Here is a 24,358-nt window from a genome sequence, read left to right as displayed (position 1 = left end):
CGCCGCTAGTCCGGGAGCTCTGTATCGCTGCTTAGGGCCCGCGTCCGAACGCCGCCCGAACCTGAGGCAGCGGCTACAGGTTGCGAGGCAACAGTGGGGTTTCAGAACCGCAGGTTAGCGGTCATTTCCGCCGAACGACCGGGTGCCACGGTGGCGAAGATGCCGACGTGGGAGGCGTCGTAGAGGGTTTCGTCGGTCAGGTTCAGCACGTTGAATTGCAGGTCGAGGTTTTTGTTCACCCGGTACGCGACCATGGCGTCGTAACGCCAGTAGGCATCCAGGCTCTTGAGGTTGGCGTCGTCCACATAACGTTTGTCCATGTAGGTGGCGCCGCCGCCGACCTTCCAGCGCTCGGTGAGCATGTAGGTACTCCACAGGCTGGCGCTGTTGGGGGCGATGAACTTGGAGCGGTTGCCGTCGAAGTTCGCCGTGGAATCAGCGTATCGGGTGGTTTTTGCGTCGAGGTAGGTGTAGCCGGCCATCACTTCCCAGCGTTCGCTCAGGTGCCCGGTAGCGCCGACTTCAAAGCCTTGCACCTCGTTATTGCCGGTCAGGGCCACTTCACCGGTGACTGGGTCGTAGGAGCGGGCGTTGGTTTTCTCGGTCTTGAACACGGCGGCGGTCAGCGACAGTTTTTCGTCGAGCAGGTCCCACTTGGTTCCCAGTTCCAGGCTGCGGCTTTTTTCCGGATCCAGGTTCTGGGCTTTCAAGCCACCCCCGGCAGGACCGTCGGCACCGCCAGATTGCCCGGCGGTTTCCCCGGACGGGTTGAACGAGGTGCCGTAGCTCAGGTAGATGCTGGCGTAGTGCACTGGCTTGAACACCAGGCCGGCCTGATAACTCCACAGGTTGGCGCGGTTGCTCTGTGTGGCATTACGCGCGTGGTAGTTGTCGTAGCGCAGCCCCAGGTTCAGGTCCCACTGCTCGTGCAGGGCCAGGGTGTCCATGGCATAGAGTGCGCGGTTGTTGTGCTTGACCACCGTATGGCTGCCGTCGCCGGCCGGCACCGGGGTATAGCGGGCATGCGTGTCGGGGTCTGCAAGGTTGCCTTTGTCCGGGTTGCGCACCGAGCCATAGCGCGCCTTGTTGTCGATACGCTCGCGGGAGAACTCGACCCCGGCGCTGTAGCTATGGCCGATGGCACCGGTCTGGAACTTGCCGAAGACATCGGTCTGGTTGATCAGTGAGGTGTTGACCACATTGCGCGCGCGGGAGGCGAGCATCACCTGGTTGCTTTGTTCCTGGGCCGGGGTGTCGATAAAGGGCCGGGTCATGATGTAGTCCTGCATGCCGCGCCCGCCACGGGTGGTGTTGCGCAGGGTCAGGTGTTCGTTGAAATCGTGCTCCAGTTGCAGGCTGGCCTGGTCGCTTGAGGTCTTGCGGAAATCGCGGCCGGTGAAACCGTAGAAGTTGTCGCGGTCGACCTTGGCCGGCTTGTTGCGGCTTGGCGAAAACGGGTGGCCCAGGTCGGGCATGTCATCGCTCTGCATGTGGTAGTAGCTGAGGGTGCCGCGGGTGTCGGTATTGAGGCCGAAGGAGAAGGTAGGGGCGATGCCCCAGCGGCTGACTTCGACATGGTCGCGGCCCGGGGTGTCGGCTTCGTGCTTCATCGCGTTCAGGCGCAGCGCCATGTTCTGCTCAGGCAGGTATTGGTTGATGTCGAGGGTGCTGCGGCGCAGTTGGTCGGTGCCGAGCTTGAGGCTGCCGGCGATGAAGTCTTCCTGTTGGGCAGCCTTGCTTACCAGGTTGATGCTGCCGCCGGTCGAGCCGCGTCCGGAGTAGGCCGAGCCCGGGCCCTTGAGGATCTCGACCTGCTCGATATTGAAGACTTCGTGGGTCATGCGGCCGACGTCACGAATGCCGTCGATCATGATGTCGGTGCTGGCCTCATAACCTCGAATGAAGGGGCGGTCCCCCAGTGGTGTACCGCCCTCGCCGGCGCCGAAGGTAATGCCCGGTGTGGTGCGCAGGGCGTCGGCCAGGGAGGTCACGGCACGGTCCTGCATCAGGCTTTCGGTAATGATGGTGATCGACCTGGGGGTCTCACGCAGTGGCGCGGTGAATTTCGGCGAGCTGGCGCTATCGCGCTTGTAGCCTTCACGGTGCTCGCCGACCACATCGGTCGCCTCCAGGGTCAGTGCCGGCGAGGAGCGTTTCTTGCCTGAGATCGATTCGTTGGCTTCGGCTGCGACACCGACCTGGCTGGCGGCCATCAGCCCCAACGAGGTGGACCACAGGCGCCAGGTTTGCGAGCGGGTTTGCTTGGACATTCAAAGTGCCTCCATTTATTTGGAAGCGATTCTCATCTGCATTTAGGGGCCAAACAATCAGACGAATCTGATCAGTGCCAGCCATGAATCTGTAAATGATTCTGCGCACTCTTGGCCAACCAGTGGCGCGTGGCTGGCGCTCGATCCAGGTCCATCAACGTGCCTTTGGTGGGGGATCAGGGCACCAGGTAATGGCCCATGCGCCACAGAGCCAGCCAGGTCAGGCCGGCGATCACGGCCAGCAGTTGAAAGCTGGTGATCAGGTACTTGAGCCCCAGCGGGAAGCGCTTGTAGTCCTTGACGTTGAGGCCGCCATTGCGCAGGAAGGTGTGGGGCAGGGCGAACAGGCTGCCAATGCAGGTCAGCATGAAATAACGGCTGAGGGGGTCGTTGCCCAGAAGTGGTTTGCGCACCAGCACCGCGCGGCAGCGGCTGAGGTGGGCGAGCATTTCGTCGAGCTTGAAGCAGGCCAGGTAAACCTGAATGGCCAGGGACAGGAACCCCGCCAGAAACACCAGGATCCATCCAGCGCTATAGATGTGTGCGGTACTGCTCATATTGATCGGATCACCTCATCAGTGCTCCTGCCTGGGAGGGCCCACCCGGTTTGTACCCCTGCCTCGTCGATGTTGGGTCGAGCGGTTGGCAGGGAGAGGCACTCAATCAGGCAGCGGTATCAGGTGGGGCATCAAGCTGGCCACACCTGGAAGGGCGTTCTCTCGGGCGAGCGCGCCGTGGCTGAATTGCGATGGCGGACCATAGCAAAAATTATGCCAATTTTAAATGGCTGGAAGCGGCGAGTTCGTTACCAAGTGTCTGCGCGGGGTTGTTTGGCCGCTGATCGGATGCACCTGCCCGTGCGCCTCACTTTCAGCGGCCGGGGTGTCTGTCGGCATCAGGTTCAGCAATCAGACAGTTCGCAGCTGTTACAAGATTTATACCCGGCAGGAGCAGGGTGGAAACAAGGGGGCGTTGTTACACAGAAGTCTTGGCCATTGGCGCCGAGGAGGCAGCATGGTGTTACGTTACGCAGCTTTGCTGGCGGTGGTCGTGATGGCCTCCGGGTGTGTCCAGGAACGGGTGGTGCATGAGCGGCGGGTGGTCGAGCGTCCGCCGCCGACCCAGTACGTCGAAGTGGTGGCGCCACAGCCGCCGCCGGAGCGCATCGTCGAGGTCGAACCCATGGGCCGCCCGGGTTACGTCTGGTCGCGCGGCTACTGGCATTGGGACGGTCGGCGCTACGTCGCCGTGCATGGTCACTGGGAACCGGTACGCGCCGGCTATCGCTATGTGCACCCGCATTGGGAACAGCGCAACGATGGCTGGCATCTGCGGGTCGGGGTCTGGGTCAACTGAGCCCAGGTTGGGCGTGAGCAAAAAAGGCGATCCCGGGATCGCTTTTTTTGTGCCTGCGCACCGGGCGACAGGCTCGCCTCAGACCAGTTGCAGGGCGTTGGGCCGGGCTCCCGGGAATACCGTTTGCACCTGGGCCGCAGACAGCCCCCAAGTCCCCGCCAGCACGCCGCCGAGCAGGTCGCGGTAGTTGTTGAGCGCTGGGTAATCGCGGTTTTGCAGAAGGCTTTGCGGGTTGACCGCGACTTGCTCACCGGCGATCCGCCCACCACGCACATGCCCGCCGAGCACCCAGTACACCGTGCCGTGCCCGTGATCAGTGCCCTTGGCGCCGTTTTCGCGGAAGGTCCGCCCAAACTCGGAAACCACCACCACCGTGGTCTGCTGCCAGTGCGGTCCGAGGGCGTCGGCAAAAGCTGCCAGGCCCTGGCCGAGGTTGGCCAGGTTGCTGGCCAGCGGCCCCCGGGTACTGCCCTGGTTAACGTGGGTGTCCCAGCCGCCGACATCGACGAAACCCAATCGGTATTGATCGCGCATCAGGCTGGCCATGCGCCGGGTCTGGGTGGCGAAGTCCTGGGCATTGGCCGCGCCGCGATTGGCCGCGAGCATCTCGGCCTGCAACTCCCGGGAGACTTTCTGCCTCAGTTCCAGGCCATCGGCGGCCGAAGCGGCATAAGGCGTGTCTTTGTACATGGCCGAAAGAATCGCCGCCTGGCGATCGTCAAAGGCCGGCTTCGACACGCCGCGCAGCGACAGGTTGGGAATGTCCCTGGCGCCCTGGAAACTCAGGGGCATTGCATCGGTGAAGGCGATGGGCGCGCTGTCCGGCATCAGTCGTGCCAGGCGGCCGAGAAAACCCGAGTCGTAGCCCCCGCGTTGCCGGGTCGGTTCGCCGGATTCGATGTTGTCCTGGGTTTCGAAATGGCTGCGGGACAGATCGTCGGTGCCGGCAAAGGGCACGAAGGCCAATTGCTTGCGTTGCCACAGTGGGTAGAGCGAGTCGCGCAGCACCGGGTTCAGGCCCCAGTGGCCGTCCAGGGCAATGGCGCTGTCGGGGTTGGCGGGGTCCGGGCGGGCAATCGCCAGGCTGGGCCGAGACTCGTAATAAAAGTCGCTGGCGTAAGGCACCAGCAGGTTGTTGCAGTCGTAGCCACCCCGGAGAAACACCACCAGCAGGCGTGGCGTGCTGGCGGGAGCGGCAAATAATCGGGCGGAAAACGACAGGCTTGGCAGGGTGGCGCTGGCGATAGCGGCCAGCAGCAATTCTCGACGGTTCATGGCGGCTCCTGATCAGGTCTGATCGGCTGGCAGTCAACGATTGTTGAAGTCGGGCGAGGACAGCAGGAAGGTGTTCCATTCCTGCGGCGAGACGGCCTTGTCCAGGGCATCGCGGGTTGCCCGGGAAAGGCGCGGCGCCATCGCCTCGTAGAACAACGGGGTGGTGATCAGCGGGAAACCGGGCCCGGCGACTGTGCTGCCTTCGGCGGTGAACAACTTGTTGTCGCCTCGACCGATGGCGCGGGCGATCTCGAAGCGCTTGGACATCTGCCCGGAACTCGACCAGGCGCTGGCAACCAGGGGCCAGCCATCGGGCGTGACCCGCCCGAACAGCGGTTGGCCCAACTGGTTGAGCCAGTTGATCAAAGGCCGGGCATTGGCCAGAGGTTTGCCGTCGTAGGCCAGGCGTACGGCGGAGATCACGAATTGCTGCGGATCCTTGAACTTGCCACCGGCGCTGTGCAGCAGTTCGGGGGCCTGAAACAGGCTGCGCATTACCTGGGCGATATCGCCGTCGCTGTCTTCAAAGGTCTTGGCCATGCGTGCCACCAACGCGGGCGGTGGGCTGTCGGCGACGAAGTATTCGGCCAGGCGCTGGGAGATAAAACGCGCGCAGGCAGGCTGGCGTGTGATCAGTTCCACGGCCTGGGTAATCTCGTCGAAACCGCGGCCCTTGATCGGCTGTCCCAGCAGCAGCTTGTCGCTGAAGTCATGGCGTCGCGGGTTGAATTGAAACAGGCCTTGTTGCACCAGCAGCGCTTGCAGCCGTGGCGGAAAATTTTGCGGCCGACCGTCCAGCGGAGTCAGGCCGGCACCGGTAAGAATCAGCGCCAGTTGCTGGACGTCCTGCTGGCTGTAGCCGGCGCCGACGCCCAGGGTGTGCAGCTCCATCAGTTCGCGGGCGTAGTTTTCATTGACCTTGCCCTTGGCGTTTTGTGCGTTGTCGAGGTATTGCAGCATGGCCGGGCTTTTCAGGGTGGCCAGCAGCAGGTCCTGGAAGCGCCCCAGGGCGTGGGGGCGAATGGCGTTTTCGACGTAATCGGCACTGAGGATCCGCACCTGGCCCTTGCCCTGGAAGACGCTGAAGTGGTTGAGCCAGAACACCACCAACTGCTCCTTGAGCTGGTTGGGGCCATAGATCGCGTGCAGCAGCACGCCAGCGCGCGCCTGCTCGGCCAGGGCATTGGCCTGCTGCTGGTCGGCCTTCCGGGCTGCGATTTTGGCGTCGCCATCGGGCAGGGCCTTGAGCTGCTCCTGACGCTCCATGTAGTTTTGCAACAGCTCCGCCGCCGGGGTGGTCAACGCCGGGTAGCTGCGCAGCAGATCATTGATCGGGGCCGGCAGCGGGTCGTTGATCCGGTCGGCCAACTGGGCCTCCAGCAGGCCCTGGCGCCCGAGGCTGTGCAAGCGTTTGAGGTTGGCGGCGTCGAGGTCGAAACCGTCGCGCCGCAGCCAGGCAATATCGTCCGCGCTCAGGGCCGCGGGCTGGCTGGCCAGGGCCAGGGTGGGGAGTATCAGCAGCAGGCAGGCCGTCCGGCTCAGGGCCTGCTTGATCAGTAATGGCACATGCATAGTAGGCCGTTCCCAGGCTGGAGAAGACATCGACACCCGCCCGTTCAGTGTCTACCTCCCGGGCTGACGCGTTGCTGAAGATCGACTATTTATTTACGTGCGTACCGGGGCTTGAGTAACGCCTCGGCAAGGCGAGTGATTGGTTGCTCCATAAGCGTCAGGCGCCAGATTGAAATACGGCTTGTTTGATGCAAGGCACGGTTTTCAAGGCGTTGCCGGTTTTGACGGTGTTGCGCCAAGGATTTTTCAGCCGGCCCGGGCTCTGGCGAAGGGTCTGGAACCTGTGTTTCAGGCCTGTGCCCCAGGGGCGGAAAAAGACCGTCGGTCCGACGGACGGAATTGGCAAGCTTAGGTGACTGCGGCATCCTGTCGGCTAGTATCGCAATGCCATTACCGCAACACTATTGCTCCCCTTTCCCAGTGCCAACCTGGCACCCCTGCGAGATAGGTTTTTGTCGTGAAAATCCGCTTATCCCTGTCCAAGCGCTTGTATGCCCGATAAGGCTCTGGCCGAGGAGCAGCGGCTGGCTGCTCTCTATGCTCTGGAATTGCTGGACACTGCCCGTTGCGAGAATTTTGATCGGATCTGCCGTATGGCCGCCGAGTATTTCAAGGTGCCCATGGCCCTGATTACCCTGGTGGACCGTGACCGGCAGTGGTTCAAGTCACGGGTGGGGTTCACGGTCGATGAGACCCCGATCGAACAGTCGTTCTGCGCTTACACGGTGAATGCGCGGGAGGTGTTCGAGGTGGAGAACGCCTACCGCGATGTGCGTTTTTTCAATAACCCGCTGGTTACCGAGGAGCCGGGCATTCGCTTCTATGCCGGCGCGCCGTTGCTGACGTCCTCGGGGCATGCGATTGGCAGTTTATGCGTGATCGACAAGTCGCCACAGCAGCTCAACGCTGCCGAGCGTCAGCAACTGCGTGACCTGGCCTCGATGGTGATGGAGCAGATCGAGCTGCGCCAGCGCCTGCGCCGCCTTGACCCGGTGACCGGCCTGCCCAATCGCGAGCAGTTCCATAGTGACCTGCTGGACCTGGTCGAGCAGCATCCCGGCGAAAAACGCGTGCTGGTGCTGATCGATGCGGTGGACATGGCCCTGGCCCACGAGTTGACCCTGGCGATGGGCATGTCGCCGTTCGAGACCATCGTTCGTTTCGTGGCGCAGCAGTTGCAGAATTACCTGGGGCGCCACGTGCGGATTTATCACGTGTCGGTCAAGCGCTTCGGTTTCCTGCTGCCAGCGGGTACAGCGAGCCTTGATCAGTTTCTCGATGCCCTGGTCAGCCGCCTGCGGCGACGGCCGCCGAAGCTGGATCTGCCGATCGTGCCAGGCGTCTGTGCCGGTACGGTGGAGTTCGGCATCGACTCGCCATCGGTCCAGGATGCGTTGCGCAAGGCCATGTTCGCCCTGGAACTGGCGAACATGCGCCGCACGTGCTGGGCCCACTACGATGTGGTGCGCGACCAGGCGTATCGCCGGGCATTCAACCTGGCGTCGGACATCAACGAAGCCCTGGAAACGGGCCAGATCTACCTGATGTTCCAGCCGCGCTTTGCCCTGCCTGATGGGGCGCAGGTCAGTGCCGAGGCGCTGATCCGCTGGGAGCATCCGCGCCTCGGCCTGATCTCGCCGGCCGAGTTCATTCCGGTGATGGAGCGCAACGCGCTGATCCACCGCGTCACCCATTGGGTGATCGATGCGGTGTTGAGCAAGTTGCAGTGCTGGAGCCTGACCCAGGTCAGCAAGCTGTCGATCAACCTGTCGCCCAAGGACTTTGAAGACCAGGACATCGCCGAAGTCCTCAGGCATGCCTGCGAACGCCACGGCATCGACCCGCAGCGGCTTGAGGTGGAAATCACCGAAGGCGCCTGGCTGCGCTCCAACCCGCGGGTGCTGGCGCAACTGACCAAGATTCGTGAGTTGGGCATGGACGTGGCCATCGATGACTTCGGCTCCGGTTACAGCAACTTCGCCTATTTGCATCAGATCCCGGCCAATGTGGTGAAGCTCGACAAGTCCATGGTCACCGACATCGAAAGCAACGCGCAGCACCAGAAAATCACCCGTTCGGTGATCAGCCTGGCCCGCGAACTGGGTTACCGCACCGTGGCCGAAGGCATCGAAAGCTTCAAATGCCTGCAGATGTTGCGCTCATTTGGCTGCGACGAGGCCCAGGGCTATTTTCTCGCCCGGCCGATGCAACAGGAGCGGTTCCTGGCCTGGAGCGGGGCTGATCGTTTCCCCCTGGGCCGGGGCTTTTAAGGGCTGCTGCCGGGGCGCTTATTGGGCCTGGCCCAGCGCCTTGGCCATGGCCTTACCGGCCAGGGCATGGACCTTGCGGGTCGGGTGCCATTCATCCCAATAGAAATAGGCATCTGGCCGGCTGCATGCGGTTTGCACTTGCGGGTAGGTCGGCTGGCACGGTTGATCGAGCTGGCTCAGGCCTTCTGCCGCCGCATTGCGGCGTAACCGGTCGCTGAAGGCGATGTGGTCGAAGTAGGTGATATCGACTCCCCATTGCTTGCCATCGGCAACCAGCCGGCCGGGCAATTGTTGTTGCAACAGCTGCTGATAGGTTCGGGCCTGCTCGGCCTGGCCGCCAGCGACCACCGCCGGGCCATGGCTCAGGTCGGTGCTGCCCACCACCAGAAAATGCCTGGCCCCGGCCTTGGCCAAGCGGCCGACGGCACTGCGGATATTGTCGATGCTGCTGGCGGCCAGATCGGCGACAGGTTCCTTGTGGGCGAAGTCGGCGTATTCGAAGAAGTCGTTGGCGGAAATAAAGATGAAGTACAGCGCCTGGGGATCAGCCTTGCCGCCCTGGGCGCTGGTCAGGTAGGCATCGATCTGCCCGGAAACACCGGTGTCGCGGTAGGGCGTCATCCAGGCGTAGTAGTTGTTGTGGCCACTTTTTGCGCCGCCGACGGCGAAGTCACTCAGGGCCAGATCAAGCTCCTGGGCCAGCACTTCCACAGCGGTCGGGCCATTGCTCCAGCGCGCCTTCCAGTACAGATCACCGGGCAGGCGCTGGGCGTCCTTGACTTGCTGCGCCAGCATCTCCCGGGTCAGTTGGTCGCTGGCACCGTTATCGGAATAGCTGTCACCGAAGGCGTAGAGGTGATCGAACCGGGGGCTGGCCAGGCAACTGCCGGCGGCCAGCGAGAGGACAAGCAAGGGGGCGAGCAGGGAAGGGCGCATGGGCGAGGTCTACGGTAGGAGGCGAGGTTTTATCGTAGAAGGTTCTGCCCCCGCCCCTGCGCTGGTTACGACCTGGGCGTAGTTGTGCTCGCCGGGAGGTATCCACCGGCGACACGGTCCGGTGGCGGTCCGCCGGCGTGCCGAGTGCTCAAGCCTGCTGCAACACCTTGAGCGCGGCAGAAGCCAGGAACCCCGAGCGGCTTTTTTCCTCGGGGTGATGCAATACATAGTCGTCGATGCGGTTCAGCAGGTAGCCGGGCAGGGTGATGTTGAGCTTCTGGGCCTTGCCCAGGTATTTGTGTACATCGATATCGATCAGCGCCCAGGTACAACCGGCGTACTGCGGGTTGCTGGCATGCAGGGTGACCTTGTTCGCCACCGGTATGGCGGCGCCGGTTTCGGCGAGGATCTCGAAGTGGCCTTCGATGGCTTCGCGGGCCATGGCCATGGCATCGTCCAGGTCATCGCCGGCCGAAAAACAGCCGGGAATATCCGGTACTTCCACGCCCCAGGCGTGTTGCTCATCACCGCTGGAAATCGCAATCGGGTACAGCATGAGTCAGGTCCTCCCTAGGCGTTGCTGGCTGGAATCACATCAGCAGCGCCTGTTTCAAAATACTGATGGCGGTCTTTTTCAGCAGGTCCTTTTTCGGATGAGGGATCGTCACCACCCCGGGTTTGCTCGGGTGCCTGAAGTGATGGTGGCTGCCTCGAATACGCACCAGGTACCCGCCATCCGCAACGATCTGACCGATCAGATACCGACTGTTCACAGCACCTCCTTGTGGTGTGAGTGGTGGTTACTGTACCCACAAAATATTAATGATTAACACCATAACTACTGCGCCTTGCAGCGGGCAGTTCAAGGGTAGGCAACTTCCGGCGGGGACGGCTGCTGGCTGTATTGCCGAATCCTTCATGGCGGGCGCCATGGACAGGGGCGTGGGTCACGGCGGCTCAAGGCGCGAAGCGGCCGACCGGGTCAGGTGCAGCCGCTGGAGGAGGCGGGGAGTTGGGGCAAATCAGCCAGGGCCGCGTTTTTCACTGCGCGGTGCTGGCTGACTCAAGACCGATGGCGGGCGCTGTTATCAGCTGGCCTCGCCATCCAGTACGTACCGGAGCACCGGCTTCAGCGCATCGAGGCTGGGGGCGGAGCGCGCCAGTTCTTCCGGGTTGCTCCAGGGGTAGTTGAGGTCCGACAACCAATCCATCACGGCCGGCAGGTCGCTGGCGGGCAGGGTTTCCATGTGTTCGATGGTGATGGTCAACTGCTCGACGCGTTTCGATTGCCCGTGGAAGCGCCACTGATACAGGCCGCAGCCAACCCGCACCTGCCCGGTGCTCTTGTCGGACATGCCCACCAGCCAGGTGCAGTCGAAGGTCTCGGCATCGGCCTGGGGCGGGCGGCCCAGGCAGAAGGTGTAGACGTTTTCGAACGTCTGGCCGAAGCGACTGACCAGCACCTCGGCAATGCCCTCCAGGCCTTCGACATGGGGCGGGAATGAAATCGAACCTGTTTTCACCACCATGTCCAGTACGGCCTGGGGCATAAAGGCCGAGTTGAGCAGGTACGGACGATTGCCATCCTTTGCCAGCACGTAGTTTTGAATGGAAAGACGAGCTGTGTTCATTGCGTGTCCTGAGGTGGGGGGGAATCAGACGGCTAGCGTGATCGCTCGGCCGTTTTGGCGAGCGCTATTACAACGCGTGGATGGCAGGACAGCAATCGATCCAGGTGCACAAAATGGTCGAAATCTGGCGGGTCGATCCAGACCCCCCAGTTCATCAGCCCTCCACGTGCAATCAGTTTTCTTGAAGCGATGGGTTCAGCCCTCTGGGTCGATACTCTGCGTCGCCAGCAAACGGCGCGCCAACGCCCTAGCCCGAGCGTTGCCACCACCGATGAAGCAATCACGGATATGAACATCCATGGGTGGCAATTCAAATGCCCCGAGCCGTTTTAAGCGCGCAGTGCATGGCTTGCGACTGAGTGGCGAAAGACTCAGGCCGCGTTCGATAAGCAGTGGTGGTTGTGTTGCGTCACGTGGATGAACCCTGAGCAGGGCTGCGTGACGGTCTCGCTCTGTACCCGGCAGATTCAGGGGAGCAGCGAGTTAGAAGAGAAGTGGAGCGGGTGAAGGGAATCGAACCCTCGTTATCAGCTTGGGAAGCTGGAGTAATGCCATTATACGACACCCGCTCGGAACGGCTGACTTTTTACCAGATGTGGCAACGGATTTGAAGTTTTTCTTTGCAGAACGTGCATTTGCGTGAAATGCCAGCGAGCAGTCTATCGCGGGCAAGCCGGCTCCTGGGGCGGCGGTGAGCGGCTCAGGAGTGGGGGCTTGCCTGCGATGACGCTGTTTCAGATCGCCAGTGCATGGTGGTCCTGTACGTAGTGATAGCGCGCACGGCTTTCGTGCTGAGAAGGCTTGAGGAAGCCCATGAGTGCCTGGCGGCTGTCTCGGCAGGCAGCTTTATGCTCCATGTCGAGGAAGTGCCCGGTGGCCTGGATGGTGCTGAAGCTTGAGTGCTGCACGTGGTTGGCGAAGAGCTTGGCATCACTGGCCGCGGTGTACTCGTCCCACTCGCCGTTCATGAACAGCACCGGCACGTCGATGGCTTTTGCCGCCTTGAGGTAGCACAGGCGATCGCTGTTGAGCACGTGGCTGATATGAAAATGCATCTGCCCGTACTCGTGTTCGGCCAGGGTGCTGACGTGCCGGTAGTTGAAGCGCTTGAACAGTGATGGCAGGTGCTTGCCGATGGTGTCGTTGACCAGGTGCCCGACCCGATGACCGTCGCGGCTGCCGAGGTAATCGACACCGCGTTCGAGGTAGTCGCGCATCGGTTCGTTGATCACCGGCGAGAACGAACTGATCACGGCCTTTTCGATGCGCCGTGGGCGGTGCGCCAGGGCCACCAGGGTGGCGGCTCCACCCCAGGAAAAGGACATCACGTGCTCGGCGGCAAAGTGGTCGATCAGCTCCAGCAGGATCTGCCCTTCGGCTTCCTTGGTGAGCATTTTTTCATGGCGGTTGTGGGCCTTGGAGCGACCGGCATAGGGCTGGTCGTAGAGCACCACATTGAATTGCGGGTGCAGGTTTTTCACCGTCTGGGCAAACGACGCAGTAGTGGCCATCGAGCCGTTGACCAAAATGATGGTCTTTTCTGCGGCGTCTGCGCGATAGAACTCCGTGTAAACCCGATACTGACCCTGTATATCCAGCACAGCGATTTCTGGCCTCATGTCATAAGACTCCTGGCAAGCGGGTATGCGCGCAATAGAGCTTGCACGTGATTTGTGACAGGTAGGCATACGCCTGGGAATCTTGGGGGGCCCATGTCGATCCGGTAAGGCAGGTCGACGGGTGTTGTTATAGGCGGGCATCTGCCGGTGGGAAGGCGGAGCCTGAGGGCTCACTGCCGGCAAAAGGTTTCTTAGAAGTATGGTGGTGACTCATCGGTCACATTTTGGCCGACGGTCTGATTCAAGCAGGCCGAGGACGAACCCGCAAGTGCCGCCGGTAAATTGTTCGACACGTTCTGCCCAATGGTCATTCAGGCCCGGGAGCAGTGCTCAGACCTGGTTGATTTCGGCCTCGGTCAGCGCCCGGTACTGGCCGGGGGCAAGCGCGTCGTCCAGAACCAGCGGCCCCATGCGTTCGCGGTGCAGGCGCACGACTTTGTTGTTGAAGTGGCCGAACATGCGCTTGACCTGGTGATAGCGCCCTTCGACGATCGCCAGGCGTGCACGGCGCGGGCCGAGGATCAGCAATTCGGCGGGCTGGGTGGTGAGGTCTTCGAAGGCGAAATACAGGCCCTGGGCAAAGGTGCTGATGTACTCGGGGCCGAGTTCCTGTTCGGTCTCGACGTAATAGACCTTTGGCAGTTTGGTCTGCGGCTGGGTCAGGCGGCGGGACCAGCTGCCGTCGTTGGTGATCAGCAACAACCCCGTGGTGTTGTAGTCCAGGCGCCCGGCGATGTGCAGGTGTTCCTTGTCCGGTTCATCCAGCAGATCGAGCACGGTACGGTGCTCCGGATCGCGGGTGGCACTGACGCAGCCCGCAGGTTTGTGCAGCATGAAATAGCGCGGTGGGGTCCCGGCCTGGAGCAACTCGTCATCCAGTTCCACGCGGCTGAACTCTCGCACCTGTGCATGGGGATCGCTGATCGTCAGCCCGTCGATCCTGATGCGTTTTTGCACCAGCAGCAGGCGTACCTGTTGGCGGTTGAAGCGCGGCAGGTTACTGAGGAATCGATCAAGGCGCATGGACAGGTGCAGGTCGGCAAGGGGCGGGCATTTTACTCGATAGGCCGGGCGGCTGCTTGCAACTGGGCTTCGACCTGGGCACAGCGCGGGCACAGGCAGGACAGATTGCGCAGCTCCGGCGGCAGGGCCTGGAGCACCGCCGGGTCGATGCTGACGCCGTAGCACCAGCAGGCCTTGGTCGCGCTGCGTGGGTCGGCCAGGCTGCAGTCGTTGCGTGCGCCGCAGGCCGGGCAGAGTTCTGGTTTATTCATGGTTGGGGTCAGGCATTTCCACGCAGGTTCGGTTGCGGCCAGTGTGTTTGGCCCGGTACATCGCCTGGTCGGCGCGCGACAGCAGGCCATGCAGTGTGTCGTCGGTGTGCAGGGTGGTCAGGCCGATGCTGACCGTCAGCTGCAACTCATGGTGTTCATAGGTGTAGCGCCGCTGTTCGATCAGCAGGCGGATCTTCTCGGCGATTTTCAGGGCGGTCTCGCTGTCGGTGTCCTTGAGCAACACGATGAACTCTTCGCCGCCCCAGCGGCAGATGATATCGGATTGACGCAGGCAGCTCTCCAGGTCCCGGGCGAAACCGCGCAGGACCTGATCGCCGGCCATGTGCCCGTAGTTGTCGTTGAGGTGCTTGAAGCGGTCCAGGTCCAGCAGCAGCGCGCTCAGCGGCTTGGGCTCGCGCTGGGCTTCCTGGATGGCCTGGGCCGCCAGCAGGTCGAAGCCGCGCCGGTTCGGCAGGCCGGTCAGGCTGTCGAGGGTGGCCTGGGTTTCGATCCGCCGCTGGTAGCGACCGACGACCCGGCTCAGCAGGGCCGCCACCACCAGGGTCACCAGCAGGCAGATCAGCAGGTTGAGGTACAGCGACTGGCGGATTTCGCTGAGGGCGCCGTCCTCGCGCTTGTCGACGAACAAGTACCAGTTCAGCTCAGGAATAAACCGCACATTGAGAAAGTGCCCCTGGCCCTGGGCCAGGTATTCGTAGCTGCCACTGTGGGGTTTGGGCAGCTTGGCCTGCAGTTCTTTCATGCTTTCCAGGTCGTGCAGCGACTGCCCGGCCCGGGCCCCTTGAGGGCCGCCGTCGGCCCCGGTCAGGACAATGCGGCCAAAGGTGTCGACGAAATACACACTGCGCTGATAGCGCTGCTGGTACTTGTCGATGAGCTTGATCACCGCGTCGACGGTCAGGCCGACGCCGGCCGCGCCGATGAAGTTGTCCTGGTAGTCGTGGACCTTGTAATTGATGAAGAAGGTCAGACTGTCCTGGTTGGCCAGGTCCGGGTCGACGTTGATCTCGTACGGGGTCGTCATGTCGCGCACGCGAAAGTACCAGGTGTCGCGGGGTTCGTCGGTCTTGATCTTCTTCAGCACGCCCTTGGCCTGGTAATAGGTCAGGGTGCTGTTGGACACGAAGAACGCGGTGTAGGCGCCGTAGTGGGTCATGACCTCGTTGAGGTAGCGGGTCATCTGCCCCGGGTCATGTTCGCCGGCCACCACCCAGTCCCGCATGAAGGTGTCGCGGGCCATCATCGAGGAAATCAGGATTGGCCGTACCAGGTCTTTCTGAATCTCCGAGTACACGGTGTCGGATGTCAGCGGCAGCTCGGTATTGACGATGTTGTCGCGGATCGAGGTGCGCGAGGCGTAATAGCTCAAGAAGGATGTGGCGAGGAAACCGCACCCGAGCAAGACAATCAGCGTGATGATCAACGAGCGTTGTGAATACAGCGGCGAGCGGAGCGGCATGACGATTCCGTTGGCGATGACCGGTGCACGCATTCTAGTGGCACTGCCCGGAAATAACTGCGTCATTTATTGGCGGGCCCCAGGCCCTTTTGCGCAGCGCAAATCCACTTGTCGGAGACCTGGGGCCACTGGGCACCGGGTCGAATTTTTACGGTCTTAAACAGTGTCAGCCCTGCCGTTTCGACTGACGCCGCCCAGCGTCGCTGGTGTGGCTTCCCGCGGTCCAGGAGGCCGCCATGTTGCGTCGAATGCTGTTTGCCATTGTGCTCGGATCGAGCCTGTCTGCGTGCGTGCCGTACTACGTCGGGCCGGGCTATTACCGTACGGACGTGTACAGGGTGCCGGCGCCTTATTACTACGGTTACTCCCCGTATGACTATGGCGGCTATTACGGCCCACGTTATTACCACCCTTACTACGGGGGATACGGCCCGCACTATTACGGCGGATACCGCCGCGGGCACCATTAGGTCACAAGAATCGTCAGTGCGGTCATGGCCTGAATGGACGCCGGTCGCGATCAGACTGCTCCTTGAAAGTAGCGGCGTTGTGCTATCAGGCGCCGCTTTTTTTATGCTCCGCTGAAACGCCTGGGTGACTTGTATCAATGTATTGCATGTGTCGCACCAGATTCGGTTTTCGCGGTCAGATGCCTCGTCAGTCAGAACATTATTTGACTGCCGCCGGCCAGCGTCGCTGGCATGGCTCTTTCGCGGTCCAGGAGGCCGCCATGTATCGTCGACTTCTACTCACTGCGTTCCTGGGTTTGACTCTTTCTGCGTGCGTTCCCTATTACGACGGAGGTTCCAGCTACTACAGTTCCGAGGTCTACAGCACGCCGGCGCCGGCCTACTACTCCGGTGGTGGCTACTACTCGTCGGGCCGCAGCTATTCCGCGCCGCGTTACTACCAACCTGCGCCCAGGTACTACCAGGCGTCGCCGCGCTATTACCAGCCGGCCCCACGCTATTACCAGGCCCCGCCACGAGCGGCGTACCGGCCTTATCCGAACGGTGGCTGGGACGGCCATAACCGTCAGAGCTGGGGAGACGGCGGCGGCCATGGCGGGCGCGATAACCGCGGTGGGCGTGGCGATCATGACCGTGGAAACCATGATCGCGGCGACAACGGCCGAGGCGGCCACAACCGCTGAACCGACAATGAAAAAGCGGCGCATCGAGCGCCGCTTTTTTTTGCCTGCCGGTCGTGCCGGGGTTAGTAGTCCGACAGGTCCGCCAGCGGGTGCCGGCCCTCCCAGGCCTTGTGAAAATGCGCCTCGACCACGGCATCGGGCACCGTATTGATGTCCGGCCAATGCCAATGCGGCTTCTGGTCCTTGTCGATCAACCGTGCCCGTACCCCTTCGCTGAACTCCGGGTGCCGGCAGCAGTTCAGGCTCAGGGTGTACTCCATCTGAAACACCTGGGCCAGGGACAGATGGCGCGCCCGCCGGATCTGTTCCCAGACCAGGTGCGCAGTCAGCGGGCAGCCCTCGCTCAGGGTCTTGGCGGCGCGGCTGAACAGGCTGTCACTGTGCTCGCGCAGTTGGCTGATGGCGCGCCAGGCGCAGCGTACATCGCTGACATCCAGCCATTGGTCGATCTGCGGCCGACGCGGCAACCACTGGGCCTCGGGCAATTGGGCCACGGCTTCCTGTTGCAGGGCCTTGAGCAGGCTGTTGAGCTGCATGGGCGTCTGCTCCTGCCAGTTCAATTGCAGCAGGCCTTCGACCAGTTCTTCTTGCTGTTCGTCCAGCAGGAAGCGGTCGGCGAGGTCAAGATCGAGGGCATCCCGGGCGTTCATATGGGCACCCGTCAGACCCAGAAACAGGCCGAGCTTGCCTGGCAGCCGCGAGAGGAACCAGCTGGCGCCCACGTCCGGGTACAGGCCGATGCTGATTTCCGGCATGGCCAGGCGGCTGCTCGGGGTGACAATGCGGATGCTTGCGCCCTGCAACAGGCCCATGCCGCCGCCCAGCACATAACCATGGCCCCAGCAGATCAGCGGCTTGGGGTAGGTGTGCAGGCGGTAGTCGAGGCGGTATTCCTCGGCAAAAAACTGTCCGGCCAGGGCTGGGACTTCGCCCGGGTGCGCCAGGCAGGCCTGAGCCAGGCTGCGCACTTCGCCGCCGGCGCAAAACGCCTTGGCGCCGTTGCCGCGCAGCAGCACACAGACGATTTGCGGGTCTTTGGCCCAGGCATCGAGGCGTTCGCCCAAGGCCTGGATCATCGGCAGGGACAGGGCATTCAGGGACTTTTCGGCATCCAGGCTGGCGATGCCAATGCGCGCGCCATCGGTGCCGGTCAGCTCTTCGAAGTGCAGATTCATCGTGACCTCGATCAGAAAATTGAAGGTTGAGTATGATCCCAGTCCTGAGAAAGTGCTGGTTCTGCGTCAGACCAATTGACAAGCCCGGACGGCTTTCCTAGGGTGCGCCCATTGTTTTTCTGCGGGTACCCCCATGACCTCCGACGACCGTATCAAACTCGAACCGAGCTGGAAGGAGGCGCTGCGTGCCGAATTCGAACAGCCGTACATGGCCCAGCTGCGCGAGTTCCTGCGTCAGGAACACGCCGCCGGCAAGGAAATCTATCCGCCGGGCCCGATGATTTTCAACGCGCTCAATTCCACCCCGCTGGACAAGGTCAAGGTGGTGATCCTCGGCCAGGACCCGTACCACGGCCCGGGCCAGGCCCACGGCCTGTGCTTCTCGGTGCAACCGGGGATTCCCGCGCCGCCGTCGCTGGTGAACATCTATAAAGAGCTCAAGCGCGACCTGAACATCGACATTCCCAACCACGGCTACCTACAAAGCTGGGCCGAGCAGGGCGTGCTGATGCTCAACACCACCATGACCGTGGAGCGCGCCAACGCCAACGCCCATGCGGGCAAGGGCTGGCAGTTCTTTACCGATCGGATCATCGAAGTGGTCAGCGAGCACCAGCCGCACCTGGTGTTCCTGCTGTGGGGCGCCCATGCCCAGGGCAAGCAGAAACTGATCGACGCCACCAAGCACCTGGTGCTGACCTCGGTGCACCCGTCACCGCTGTCGGCCTATCGCGGGTTTATCGGTTGCGGGCACTTCAGCCGTACCAACAAATACCTCGAGCAAAATGGCGAGACCCCCATCGAGTGGCGCCTGCCGCCCTTGTAAGCCTGGGTTGCCGGTCAGTCGAGGTCCGGGTCTTTGTTCCAGTGCCGGAACAAAGGCTCTGCCAGAAACAGCACAAACAGCAAGCGCATCACCTGCATCGCCGTCACCAAGGGCACCGACAGTTGCAGGGTCTCGGCCGTCAGGCTCATTTCCGCGATACCACCGGGCATCATGCCCAACGTCAGCGAGCGCAGGTCCAGGTGGGTCAGGGCGCTCAGGCCCAATGCCGCAAGGCTGGCGATGAGCATGGTCAGCGCCGTGCCCAGCAGGGTGCGGCCCAGGAACGAGGGCGCGCGCCGAAAGAACTGGCGATTGAAGTGACAGCCCAGGCCGCTGCCGATCAGCCATTGGCCCATCTGGCTGGCACCGTCGGGCAGACCGATGTGCAGGTTCCAGCTGATACTCACGGTGGCCGCCACCAGCAGCGGGCCGAACAGCCAGGGGTTGGGCTGGCGCAGGCGCTGCCAGATCCAGGCGAGCAGGGCGCCCGCCGGAAACAGTAACGCCAACCATGGCCAATCGACCGTCGCCGGATGCGCCTGCGGCACACCCTCGCCGAGCAGGTACTTGAAGGCCGCCGGCACGCACAGCACCACCGCCAGCACCCGCAGGCTTTGCCCGGCCGCGACGCGACTGAGCACCGCGCCATTGCGCGCCCCCAGGTTGACCATCTCCCCGGAGCCGCCCGGCATGCTGGAGAAGAACGCCGTGGCCCGGTCTTCCCCGGTACGTCGCATCAACCAAACACCCACCACCGCCGACAGGCTGGTGACCAGCGCGCCGAAGAAGATCAGGCCGAAGTGGCTCATCACCTGCTCCATCACCACCGGGGTGAAGTGCAGGCCGATGCCGATGCCCACCACCCATTGCCCGCATTTGCGGCCGCCGGGGATTTCCGCCAGTTGCCAGGGCGTCAGGCAGCGCACCAGGATGATCGCCAGCAACGAGCCGACCATCCACGGCAGCGGCCAGCCGATCTGGCTGGCGAGGTAACCCCCCACCAGCCCGACCAGTGGGGTTCCCCACCACTGTTTGAAGCTGACCTCAGACATCGGCCACGGCACGGCGCTGCACGGAACGCTTGCGCCAGATGCGCAGGATCGGCATCAGCAGCATCACGGCCGTGAGAATCCACACGCCCAGGGTGATCGGGCTCGACCAGAGGATCTCCAGCGCACCGTTGGAAATCGACAGCGCCCGGCGCAGGTTCTGCTCCATCAGGCCGCCGAGGATAAAGCCCAGCAGTACCGGCGACAGCGGGAAGTCCAGCTTGCGCAGGATGTAGCCGAAGATACCGATGCCCACCATCAGGAACAGGTCGAAGGTGGTGGCGTGCACCGCGTAGACGCCGATCCCGGTGATGATCGCGATCACCGGCACCAGTGCCCAGTTCGGCACGGCAAGGATGCGGGTGAAGATGCGGATCATCGGGATATTGAGGATCACCAGCATGATGTTGGCGATAAACAGCGAGGCGATCAGGCCCCAGACGATATCCGCTTGTTGCTGGAACAGCAGCGGGCCGGGGGTGATGTTGTACAGCGACAGCGCGCCAATCATCACCGCAGTGGTGCCCGAGCCCGGCACGCCGAGGGTCAGCATCGGCACCAGGGCGCCGCAGGCCGAAGCGCCGATGGCGGTTTCCGGCGCCGCCAGGCCGCGCATGTCGCCTTGGCCGAAGGTGCCTTTGGCGCCGGCGATGCGTTTTTCGGTCATGTAGGCCACGGCACTGGCCAGGGTCGCGCCGGCACCCGGCAGCACGCCCATGATGAAGCCCAGCAGGCCGCAGCGGATGTTGACCACGAACACCGCCGAGGCTTCCTTGACGTTGAACATCATGCGCCCGGTGGCCTTGACCGCTTCCTGGCCACGGTGGGTTTTCTCCAGCAGCAACAGGATCTCGCTGATGGAGAACAGGCCCAGCACCAGCACCACGAACTGAATGCCATCGGTGAGGTGGATGTTGTCGCCGGTGAAGCGGTAAACGCCGCTGTTGGCATCGATACCGACACTGGACAGGAACAGGCCGATCAGCGCGGCGATAAAGGTTTTCAGCGGCCGATCACCGGCCATGCCGCCCAGGCAGACAATCGCGAACACCATCAGCACGAAATATTCCGCCGGGCCGAAGGCGATCGCCCATTTCGCCAGCAGGGGGGCAAACAGCACCATGCCGCAGGTGGCGATAAAGGCGCCGATGAACGAACTCCAGGCCGACAGTGACAACGCCACGCCCGCCAGGCCCTTGCGGGCCATGGGGTAGCCGTCGAGGGTGGTCATCACGGTGGAGGCTTCACCCGGGATGTTGAGCAGGATCGAGCTGATCCGGCCGCCGTACTCGCAGCCCAGGTACACCGCTGCCAGCAGAATCAGCGCTGACTCCGGTGGCAGGCCGAGGGCAAACGCAATCGGGATCAGCAGCGCCACGCCGTTGATCGGGCCCAGGCCCGGCAGCAGGCCGACCACGGTGCCGATCAGGGTGCCGCACAGGGCGGTCACCAGGTTGTACGGGCTCAGCGCGACGCCGAAGCCCTGGCCCAAATAGCTGAAAGTATCCATATCAGTTCTCCAGAACTTCAAGCAGGCCGAGGGGCAGCGGTACATCCATGGCTTTGTCGAACAACAGATACAGGCCCACGGCCATCAAGCTGACGATGACCACGCTGGGCCACCAGCGGCCGCCATACAGACGTGCCATCGGGATGCCCACCAGCATGCTGCTGAGGATGAAACCCAGGGGTTCGAAGGTGCCGGCAAACACGATCAACAGCGTCACGCAGACGCCGATCTTGATCAGGGTTTCGCGGTCCAGCGCCGGTTCCTCTTCGGTGTGCTTGGTCGGCTGCGGGCGAAACAACATGTAAATCAGGCCCAGGCTCATCAACCCCAGCATCAGCAGGGGAAAGGCCCGGGGCCCGACCGGTTCGTAGGAAAAAGCCGCCTGGTACGGCCAGGCCATCAGTGCCAGACCGGCACAGGCCAGCAGCAACACCGAGGCAAAAATGCGTTGTAAGAGCATGGGGAACTCCTGGGCCCGGCCCTCGATGGGCGAGGGCCGGGCGGCTAGACCGGGACGATCACTGGATCAGGCCGAACTCTTTGGCCAGGGTCTTGTAGTCGGCGACCTGTTTCTTGACGTAGGTGTCGAGCTCCGGGCCGGTCAGGGCGAACGGGAACAGCTCGCGCTGGTCACGCAGCTTGGCGAACTCTTCGGACGCCAGCAGCTTGTCGAAGGCGTCTTTCCACCAGGCGTAGTCTTCGTCGCTGACTTTTGGCCCCAGGTAGAAGCCGCGCACTACCGGCCAGACGATGTCGTAGCCCTGCTCCTTGGCGGTCGGGATGTCTTTCATTTCCGGCTCGTCCAGGCGCTGGTCGGAGAACACCGCCAGCAGCCGCATGTCGCCGGCGAGAATGTGCGGCATGGAGTCGGAGATGTCGGTACTGCCGACCTGGATATGCCCGCCGAGCAGGGCGGTGGCGATTTCACCGCCGCCTTCCAGGGCCACGTAGCGCAAGTCACGCGGGTTGATCCCGGCGGCCTTGGCGATCAGCGCGGTCTGCATCCAGTCCTGGCTGCCGACGGTGCCGCCGGAGCCGATCACCACTTTGCTCGGGTCTTTTTTCAGGGCCTGGACCAGGTCGTCGAGGTTCTTGTAGGGCGAATCGCTTTTGACCGCGATCGCACCGTAGCTGGTGCCGACGGCCGCCAGCCAGCGCACCGCGCTTTCATCGAAACGCCCGAACTTGCCCTGGGCCAGGTTCAGCAGCGAGCCGCTGGACCAGGCCACCAGGGTCCCGGCATCGGCCGGGCGCTGGGCCACCACCGCGTTGTAGGCCACCGCGCCGACGCCGCCGGGCATGTAGGTCACGCGCATCGGCTTGGACAGCAGTTTTTCGTTGACCAGCGCGCTTTGCGCCAGCTTGCAGGTCAGGTCGAAGCCGCCGCCGGGGGAGGCCGGGGCGATGCATTCCGGGCGCTTGGGTTCGGCACCGGCGGCCAGCAGTTGGCCGGCGAACAGCATACAGCCGGCGGCGAGGGCGAGTTTACGCAGTGATAAGTCCATGATCGTCTCCACAGGAGTTGTTGTAGGTATGCCAGGGCCGTCCTCGACCCTGGTGTGTTAACTGAGAGGCCAATTACCAGAGGGCCACGCTGTAGCTCACCAGCAGCCGCACTTCATCGGCGTCCCGTGCCGAGTAGTTGGAGCGGTAGGTGGCATTGCGCAGGCGCACCGCGACGTCCTTGAGGGTGCCGCTTTGCACCACGTACTTGATCTCGGTGTTGCGTTCCCATTCCTTGCCGGTGTCGCCGTTTTTCAGGGCGATGTTGTCACCGCTGATGTAGCGGCTCATGAAGCTCAGGCCGGGGATCCCGAGTTTGCCGAAGTCGTAGTCGTAGCGTGCTTGCCAGGAGCGCTCCTGGGCGCCGGCAAAATCGTTGATCTGCACGAAGTTGACCAGGTAGGGATCGCTGCCATCGACGTAAGGGAAGGCGCTGTCGCCGGACATGTGCTGGTAGCCGGCGCTGAGCTTATGCCCGTTCAAGGCATAGCTCACCAGGCCGTTGAGGGATTTGTTGTCGATCTTGCCGCCACGGGCCTGGCCCTGGTCATCACTGATGGCTGCGCGCAAGTCGGCGGCAAAGGTGCCAGGGCCCATGGGCCGCGACGCTACTAGGCCGAGGAAGTGTTGTTTGTAGACCTCGCCCAGCTGGGCGAAGTGGTAGCTGCCGGTGATCTTGTCGGTGAACTTGTAGTCCAGGCCGCCGAAATCGAAATGCTTGCCCTCGGCGGTGCTGCTGAAGCGGCTGTTCTTATTGTTGAGGGCGATGTTCTCGTAGTTGCTGTCGTCACGGTCCTTGGCGCGGGACAGGCGACCACCGGTGAAGGTCAGGTTCTTGATTTCCCTGGAGGTCAGCAGGCCGCCTTCAAAGGTCTGGGGCAGGATGCGTCCGTCGTTGGGCTTGAGGATCGGCAGTTCGGGGATCAGGCTGCCGACTTTCAGTTCGGTGGCCGAGATCTTCATCTTGCCGGTCAGGCCGAGCTTGGAGTATTCGTCGGCTGCGCGGCCGTCATCGTGGGTCGGCAGCAGGCCGGTGCCGGTGCGGTCGGGGCTGGAGTCGAGCTTGATGCCGAGCATGCCCAGGGCGTCCACGCCGAAACCGACGGTGCCCTCGGTGTAGCCCGATTGCAGGTTGAGCATGAAACCCTGGGCCCATTCGTCGCGTTTGGATTGCTGGGCGCTGGTGCCGTCGCGAAAGTCGCGGTTGAAGTACATGTTGCGGGTTTCGAGGGTGGCGCTGCTGTCTTCGAAGAACGCGGCCTGGCCAAGCGGCGAAAAACCGGCGAGGGCGGCGGCACTGGCAAGGGTGGTCTGGCGCAGAAGGGAAAAACGAACAGGCGGGCAAGCCTGAGGCTGCATGGACAGCATCGTGTGGTACTCCGTTATTGTTCTTATTGGCGAAAACGCTTCGAGGCGTTTTTCGGGCAAGCGGCCGTGACGGCCACGGCAGTCGGGACTG

The 24,358-nt window shown here is 62.7% G+C and carries 23 protein-coding genes and 1 tRNA gene; 5 read left to right on the top strand and 19 right to left on the bottom strand.

What is annotated here, in order from left to right:
• Positions 1 to 101 precede the first annotated feature (101 nt).
• Both ACOZJV_RS13780 and ACOZJV_RS13775 read right to left on the bottom strand, forming a co-directional pair.
• Positions 102 to 2,270 (bottom strand): TonB-dependent receptor, encoded by a 2,169-nt coding sequence (locus ACOZJV_RS13780; RefSeq protein WP_421547867.1) that lies wholly within the window; start codon positions 2,268 to 2,270, stop codon positions 102 to 104.
• A gap of 176 nt (positions 2,271 to 2,446) precedes the next feature.
• Entirely contained in the window at positions 2,447 to 2,827 is a 381-nt protein-coding gene (locus ACOZJV_RS13775) for a hypothetical protein (RefSeq protein WP_078473160.1), read from the bottom strand.
• Positions 2,828 to 3,284: 457 nt separating this feature from the next.
• Here ACOZJV_RS13775 and ACOZJV_RS13770 point away from each other — a divergent pair, with 457 nt between their 5' ends.
• Positions 3,285 to 3,626 (top strand): YXWGXW repeat-containing protein, encoded by a 342-nt coding sequence (locus tag ACOZJV_RS13770; RefSeq protein WP_421547866.1) that lies wholly within the window; start codon positions 3,285 to 3,287, stop codon positions 3,624 to 3,626.
• 78 nt (positions 3,627 to 3,704) lie between these two features.
• Here ACOZJV_RS13770 and ACOZJV_RS13765 read toward each other — a convergent pair whose 3' ends face one another.
• Both ACOZJV_RS13765 and ACOZJV_RS13760 read right to left on the bottom strand, forming a co-directional pair.
• Positions 3,705 to 4,901, bottom strand: a complete 1,197-nt coding sequence (locus tag ACOZJV_RS13765) for a DUF1501 domain-containing protein (protein ID WP_421547865.1) — start codon at positions 4,899 to 4,901, stop codon at positions 3,705 to 3,707.
• Between the two features lie 33 nt (positions 4,902 to 4,934).
• Entirely contained in the window at positions 4,935 to 6,473 is a 1,539-nt protein-coding gene (locus ACOZJV_RS13760) for a DUF1800 domain-containing protein (RefSeq protein ID WP_421547864.1), read from the bottom strand.
• Positions 6,474 to 6,964: 491 nt separating this feature from the next.
• Here ACOZJV_RS13760 and ACOZJV_RS13755 point away from each other — a divergent pair, with 491 nt between their 5' ends.
• Positions 6,965 to 8,743 carry a sensor domain-containing phosphodiesterase gene (locus tag ACOZJV_RS13755; RefSeq protein ID WP_421547863.1) on the top strand — a complete coding sequence of 593 codons (1,779 nt, stop codon included), beginning with the start codon at positions 6,965 to 6,967 and terminating at the stop codon, positions 8,741 to 8,743.
• A gap of 18 nt (positions 8,744 to 8,761) precedes the next feature.
• Here the strand turns inward: ACOZJV_RS13755 and ACOZJV_RS13750 are convergent, their stop codons facing one another.
• The 9 genes from ACOZJV_RS13750 to ACOZJV_RS13710 all read right to left on the bottom strand — a co-directional run bounded on the left by ACOZJV_RS13750 (position 8,762) and on the right by ACOZJV_RS13710 (position 15,683).
• Positions 8,762 to 9,679, bottom strand: a complete 918-nt coding sequence (locus tag ACOZJV_RS13750; RefSeq protein WP_421547862.1) for an SGNH/GDSL hydrolase family protein — start codon at positions 9,677 to 9,679, stop codon at positions 8,762 to 8,764.
• A gap of 148 nt (positions 9,680 to 9,827) precedes the next feature.
• Positions 9,828 to 10,235, bottom strand: coding sequence for a type II toxin-antitoxin system HicB family antitoxin (locus ACOZJV_RS13745; protein WP_020300448.1), 408 nt, complete (start codon positions 10,233 to 10,235; stop codon positions 9,828 to 9,830).
• Between the two features lie 34 nt (positions 10,236 to 10,269).
• On the bottom strand, positions 10,270 to 10,452 hold the full coding sequence (locus ACOZJV_RS13740) for a type II toxin-antitoxin system HicA family toxin (RefSeq protein ID WP_078473166.1): 183 nt from the start codon (positions 10,450 to 10,452) through the stop codon (positions 10,270 to 10,272).
• Between the two features lie 315 nt (positions 10,453 to 10,767).
• Complete coding sequence (locus ACOZJV_RS13735) at positions 10,768 to 11,310, bottom strand: hypothetical protein (RefSeq protein ID WP_421547861.1); 543 nt, start codon at positions 11,308 to 11,310, stop codon at positions 10,768 to 10,770.
• Between the two features lie 495 nt (positions 11,311 to 11,805).
• A tRNA-Gly gene (locus ACOZJV_RS13730) sits at positions 11,806 to 11,879 on the bottom strand.
• A gap of 165 nt (positions 11,880 to 12,044) precedes the next feature.
• A complete protein-coding gene (locus ACOZJV_RS13725; protein ID WP_078473168.1) occupies positions 12,045 to 12,929 on the bottom strand; it encodes an alpha/beta fold hydrolase in 885 nt (294 codons plus the stop codon).
• A 330-nt stretch (positions 12,930 to 13,259) separates the two neighbouring features.
• Positions 13,260 to 13,952, bottom strand: coding sequence for a pseudouridine synthase (locus ACOZJV_RS13720; protein WP_421547860.1), 693 nt, complete (start codon positions 13,950 to 13,952; stop codon positions 13,260 to 13,262).
• A 32-nt stretch (positions 13,953 to 13,984) separates the two neighbouring features.
• The gene (locus ACOZJV_RS13715; RefSeq protein WP_020300453.1) at positions 13,985 to 14,203 is read right to left on the bottom strand and encodes a cysteine-rich CWC family protein; all 219 of its coding nucleotides are present in this window, start codon (positions 14,201 to 14,203) and stop codon (positions 13,985 to 13,987) included.
• Positions 14,196 to 15,683 carry a sensor domain-containing diguanylate cyclase gene (locus ACOZJV_RS13710; protein ID WP_421547859.1) on the bottom strand — a complete coding sequence of 496 codons (1,488 nt, stop codon included), beginning with the start codon at positions 15,681 to 15,683 and terminating at the stop codon, positions 14,196 to 14,198. The genes ACOZJV_RS13715 and ACOZJV_RS13710 overlap by 8 nt, the downstream gene beginning before the upstream one ends.
• 236 nt (positions 15,684 to 15,919) lie before the next feature.
• Here ACOZJV_RS13710 and ACOZJV_RS13705 point away from each other — a divergent pair, with 236 nt between their 5' ends.
• Together ACOZJV_RS13705 and ACOZJV_RS13700 are read left to right on the top strand one after the other, a co-directional pair.
• The gene (locus ACOZJV_RS13705) at positions 15,920 to 16,153 is read left to right on the top strand and encodes a hypothetical protein (RefSeq protein ID WP_020300455.1); all 234 of its coding nucleotides are present in this window, start codon (positions 15,920 to 15,922) and stop codon (positions 16,151 to 16,153) included.
• 260 nt (positions 16,154 to 16,413) lie between these two features.
• Positions 16,414 to 16,836: a hypothetical protein gene (locus tag ACOZJV_RS13700; protein ID WP_421547858.1), complete on the top strand. Its 423-nt coding sequence runs from the start codon at positions 16,414 to 16,416 to the stop codon at positions 16,834 to 16,836.
• Positions 16,837 to 16,898: 62 nt separating this feature from the next.
• Here the strand turns inward: ACOZJV_RS13700 and ACOZJV_RS13695 are convergent, their stop codons facing one another.
• Positions 16,899 to 18,011, bottom strand: coding sequence for an enoyl-CoA hydratase/isomerase family protein (locus ACOZJV_RS13695; protein WP_020300457.1), 1,113 nt, complete (start codon positions 18,009 to 18,011; stop codon positions 16,899 to 16,901).
• 133 nt (positions 18,012 to 18,144) lie between these two features.
• Here ACOZJV_RS13695 and ung point away from each other — a divergent pair, with 133 nt between their 5' ends.
• The gene (gene ung, locus ACOZJV_RS13690) at positions 18,145 to 18,837 is read left to right on the top strand and encodes a uracil-DNA glycosylase (RefSeq protein WP_020300458.1); all 693 of its coding nucleotides are present in this window, start codon (positions 18,145 to 18,147) and stop codon (positions 18,835 to 18,837) included.
• 14 nt (positions 18,838 to 18,851) lie between these two features.
• On the opposite strand, the gene ACOZJV_RS13685 is transcribed toward ung, so the two are convergent.
• From ACOZJV_RS13685 to ACOZJV_RS13665, 5 genes are all read right to left on the bottom strand, one after another.
• Positions 18,852 to 19,889 (bottom strand): AbrB family transcriptional regulator, encoded by a 1,038-nt coding sequence (locus ACOZJV_RS13685; RefSeq protein WP_201129868.1) that lies wholly within the window; start codon positions 19,887 to 19,889, stop codon positions 18,852 to 18,854.
• The gene (locus ACOZJV_RS13680; RefSeq protein WP_421547857.1) at positions 19,882 to 21,396 is read right to left on the bottom strand and encodes a tripartite tricarboxylate transporter permease; all 1,515 of its coding nucleotides are present in this window, start codon (positions 21,394 to 21,396) and stop codon (positions 19,882 to 19,884) included. Before ACOZJV_RS13680 ends, ACOZJV_RS13685 begins: the two co-directional genes overlap by 8 nt.
• Before the next feature lies 1 nt (position 21,397).
• Positions 21,398 to 21,856 (bottom strand): tripartite tricarboxylate transporter TctB family protein, encoded by a 459-nt coding sequence (locus tag ACOZJV_RS13675; RefSeq protein WP_078473176.1) that lies wholly within the window; start codon positions 21,854 to 21,856, stop codon positions 21,398 to 21,400.
• A gap of 58 nt (positions 21,857 to 21,914) precedes the next feature.
• On the bottom strand, positions 21,915 to 22,901 hold the full coding sequence (locus tag ACOZJV_RS13670; RefSeq protein ID WP_201129872.1) for a Bug family tripartite tricarboxylate transporter substrate binding protein: 987 nt from the start codon (positions 22,899 to 22,901) through the stop codon (positions 21,915 to 21,917).
• A 73-nt stretch (positions 22,902 to 22,974) separates the two neighbouring features.
• Positions 22,975 to 24,267, bottom strand: coding sequence for an OprD family porin (locus tag ACOZJV_RS13665; protein ID WP_421547856.1), 1,293 nt, complete (start codon positions 24,265 to 24,267; stop codon positions 22,975 to 22,977).
• Positions 24,268 to 24,358: the final 91 nt, after the last annotated feature.

It is taken from the genome of Pseudomonas sp. QD4 (assembly GCF_049199125.1).
Taxonomy (GTDB): Bacteria; Pseudomonadota; Gammaproteobacteria; order Pseudomonadales; family Pseudomonadaceae; genus Aquipseudomonas.
Note: the sequence above shows the minus strand (reverse complement) of the source record. Positions and strands in the feature narration are given on the sequence as shown.

Excerpts from the sequence above, each read along its gene's own strand:
- ACOZJV_RS13770 (WP_421547866.1), top strand. The coding sequence starts at position 3,285 with ATGGTGTTACGTTACGCAGCTTTGCTGGCGGTGGTCGTGATGGCCTCC.
- ACOZJV_RS13685 (WP_201129868.1), bottom strand. The coding sequence starts at position 19,889 with ATGTCTGAGGTCAGCTTCAAACAGTGGTGGGGAACCCCACTGGTCGGG.
- ACOZJV_RS13735 (WP_421547861.1), bottom strand. The coding sequence starts at position 11,310 with ATGAACACAGCTCGTCTTTCCATTCAAAACTACGTGCTGGCAAAGGAT.
- ACOZJV_RS13705 (WP_020300455.1), top strand. The coding sequence starts at position 15,920 with ATGTTGCGTCGAATGCTGTTTGCCATTGTGCTCGGATCGAGCCTGTCT.
- ACOZJV_RS13715 (WP_020300453.1), bottom strand. The coding sequence starts at position 14,203 with ATGAATAAACCAGAACTCTGCCCGGCCTGCGGCGCACGCAACGACTGC.
- ACOZJV_RS13780 (WP_421547867.1), bottom strand. The coding sequence starts at position 2,270 with ATGTCCAAGCAAACCCGCTCGCAAACCTGGCGCCTGTGGTCCACCTCG.
- ACOZJV_RS13670 (WP_201129872.1), bottom strand. The coding sequence starts at position 22,901 with ATGGACTTATCACTGCGTAAACTCGCCCTCGCCGCCGGCTGTATGCTG.
- ACOZJV_RS13675 (WP_078473176.1), bottom strand. The coding sequence starts at position 21,856 with ATGCTCTTACAACGCATTTTTGCCTCGGTGTTGCTGCTGGCCTGTGCC.
- ACOZJV_RS13725 (WP_078473168.1), bottom strand. The coding sequence starts at position 12,929 with ATGAGGCCAGAAATCGCTGTGCTGGATATACAGGGTCAGTATCGGGTT.
- ACOZJV_RS13680 (WP_421547857.1), bottom strand. The coding sequence starts at position 21,396 with ATGGATACTTTCAGCTATTTGGGCCAGGGCTTCGGCGTCGCGCTGAGC.
- ACOZJV_RS13695 (WP_020300457.1), bottom strand. The coding sequence starts at position 18,011 with ATGAATCTGCACTTCGAAGAGCTGACCGGCACCGATGGCGCGCGCATT.
- ACOZJV_RS13720 (WP_421547860.1), bottom strand. The coding sequence starts at position 13,952 with ATGCGCCTTGATCGATTCCTCAGTAACCTGCCGCGCTTCAACCGCCAA.
- ACOZJV_RS13710 (WP_421547859.1), bottom strand. The coding sequence starts at position 15,683 with ATGCCGCTCCGCTCGCCGCTGTATTCACAACGCTCGTTGATCATCACG.
- ACOZJV_RS13765 (WP_421547865.1), bottom strand. The coding sequence starts at position 4,901 with ATGAACCGTCGAGAATTGCTGCTGGCCGCTATCGCCAGCGCCACCCTG.
- ACOZJV_RS13750 (WP_421547862.1), bottom strand. The coding sequence starts at position 9,679 with ATGCGCCCTTCCCTGCTCGCCCCCTTGCTTGTCCTCTCGCTGGCCGCC.
- ACOZJV_RS13745 (WP_020300448.1), bottom strand. The coding sequence starts at position 10,235 with ATGCTGTACCCGATTGCGATTTCCAGCGGTGATGAGCAACACGCCTGG.
- ACOZJV_RS13755 (WP_421547863.1), top strand. The coding sequence starts at position 6,965 with ATGCCCGATAAGGCTCTGGCCGAGGAGCAGCGGCTGGCTGCTCTCTAT.
- ACOZJV_RS13775 (WP_078473160.1), bottom strand. The coding sequence starts at position 2,827 with ATGAGCAGTACCGCACACATCTATAGCGCTGGATGGATCCTGGTGTTT.
- ACOZJV_RS13665 (WP_421547856.1), bottom strand. The coding sequence starts at position 24,267 with ATGCTGTCCATGCAGCCTCAGGCTTGCCCGCCTGTTCGTTTTTCCCTT.
- ung (WP_020300458.1), top strand. The coding sequence starts at position 18,145 with ATGACCTCCGACGACCGTATCAAACTCGAACCGAGCTGGAAGGAGGCG.
- ACOZJV_RS13760 (WP_421547864.1), bottom strand. The coding sequence starts at position 6,473 with ATGCATGTGCCATTACTGATCAAGCAGGCCCTGAGCCGGACGGCCTGC.
- ACOZJV_RS13700 (WP_421547858.1), top strand. The coding sequence starts at position 16,414 with ATGTATCGTCGACTTCTACTCACTGCGTTCCTGGGTTTGACTCTTTCT.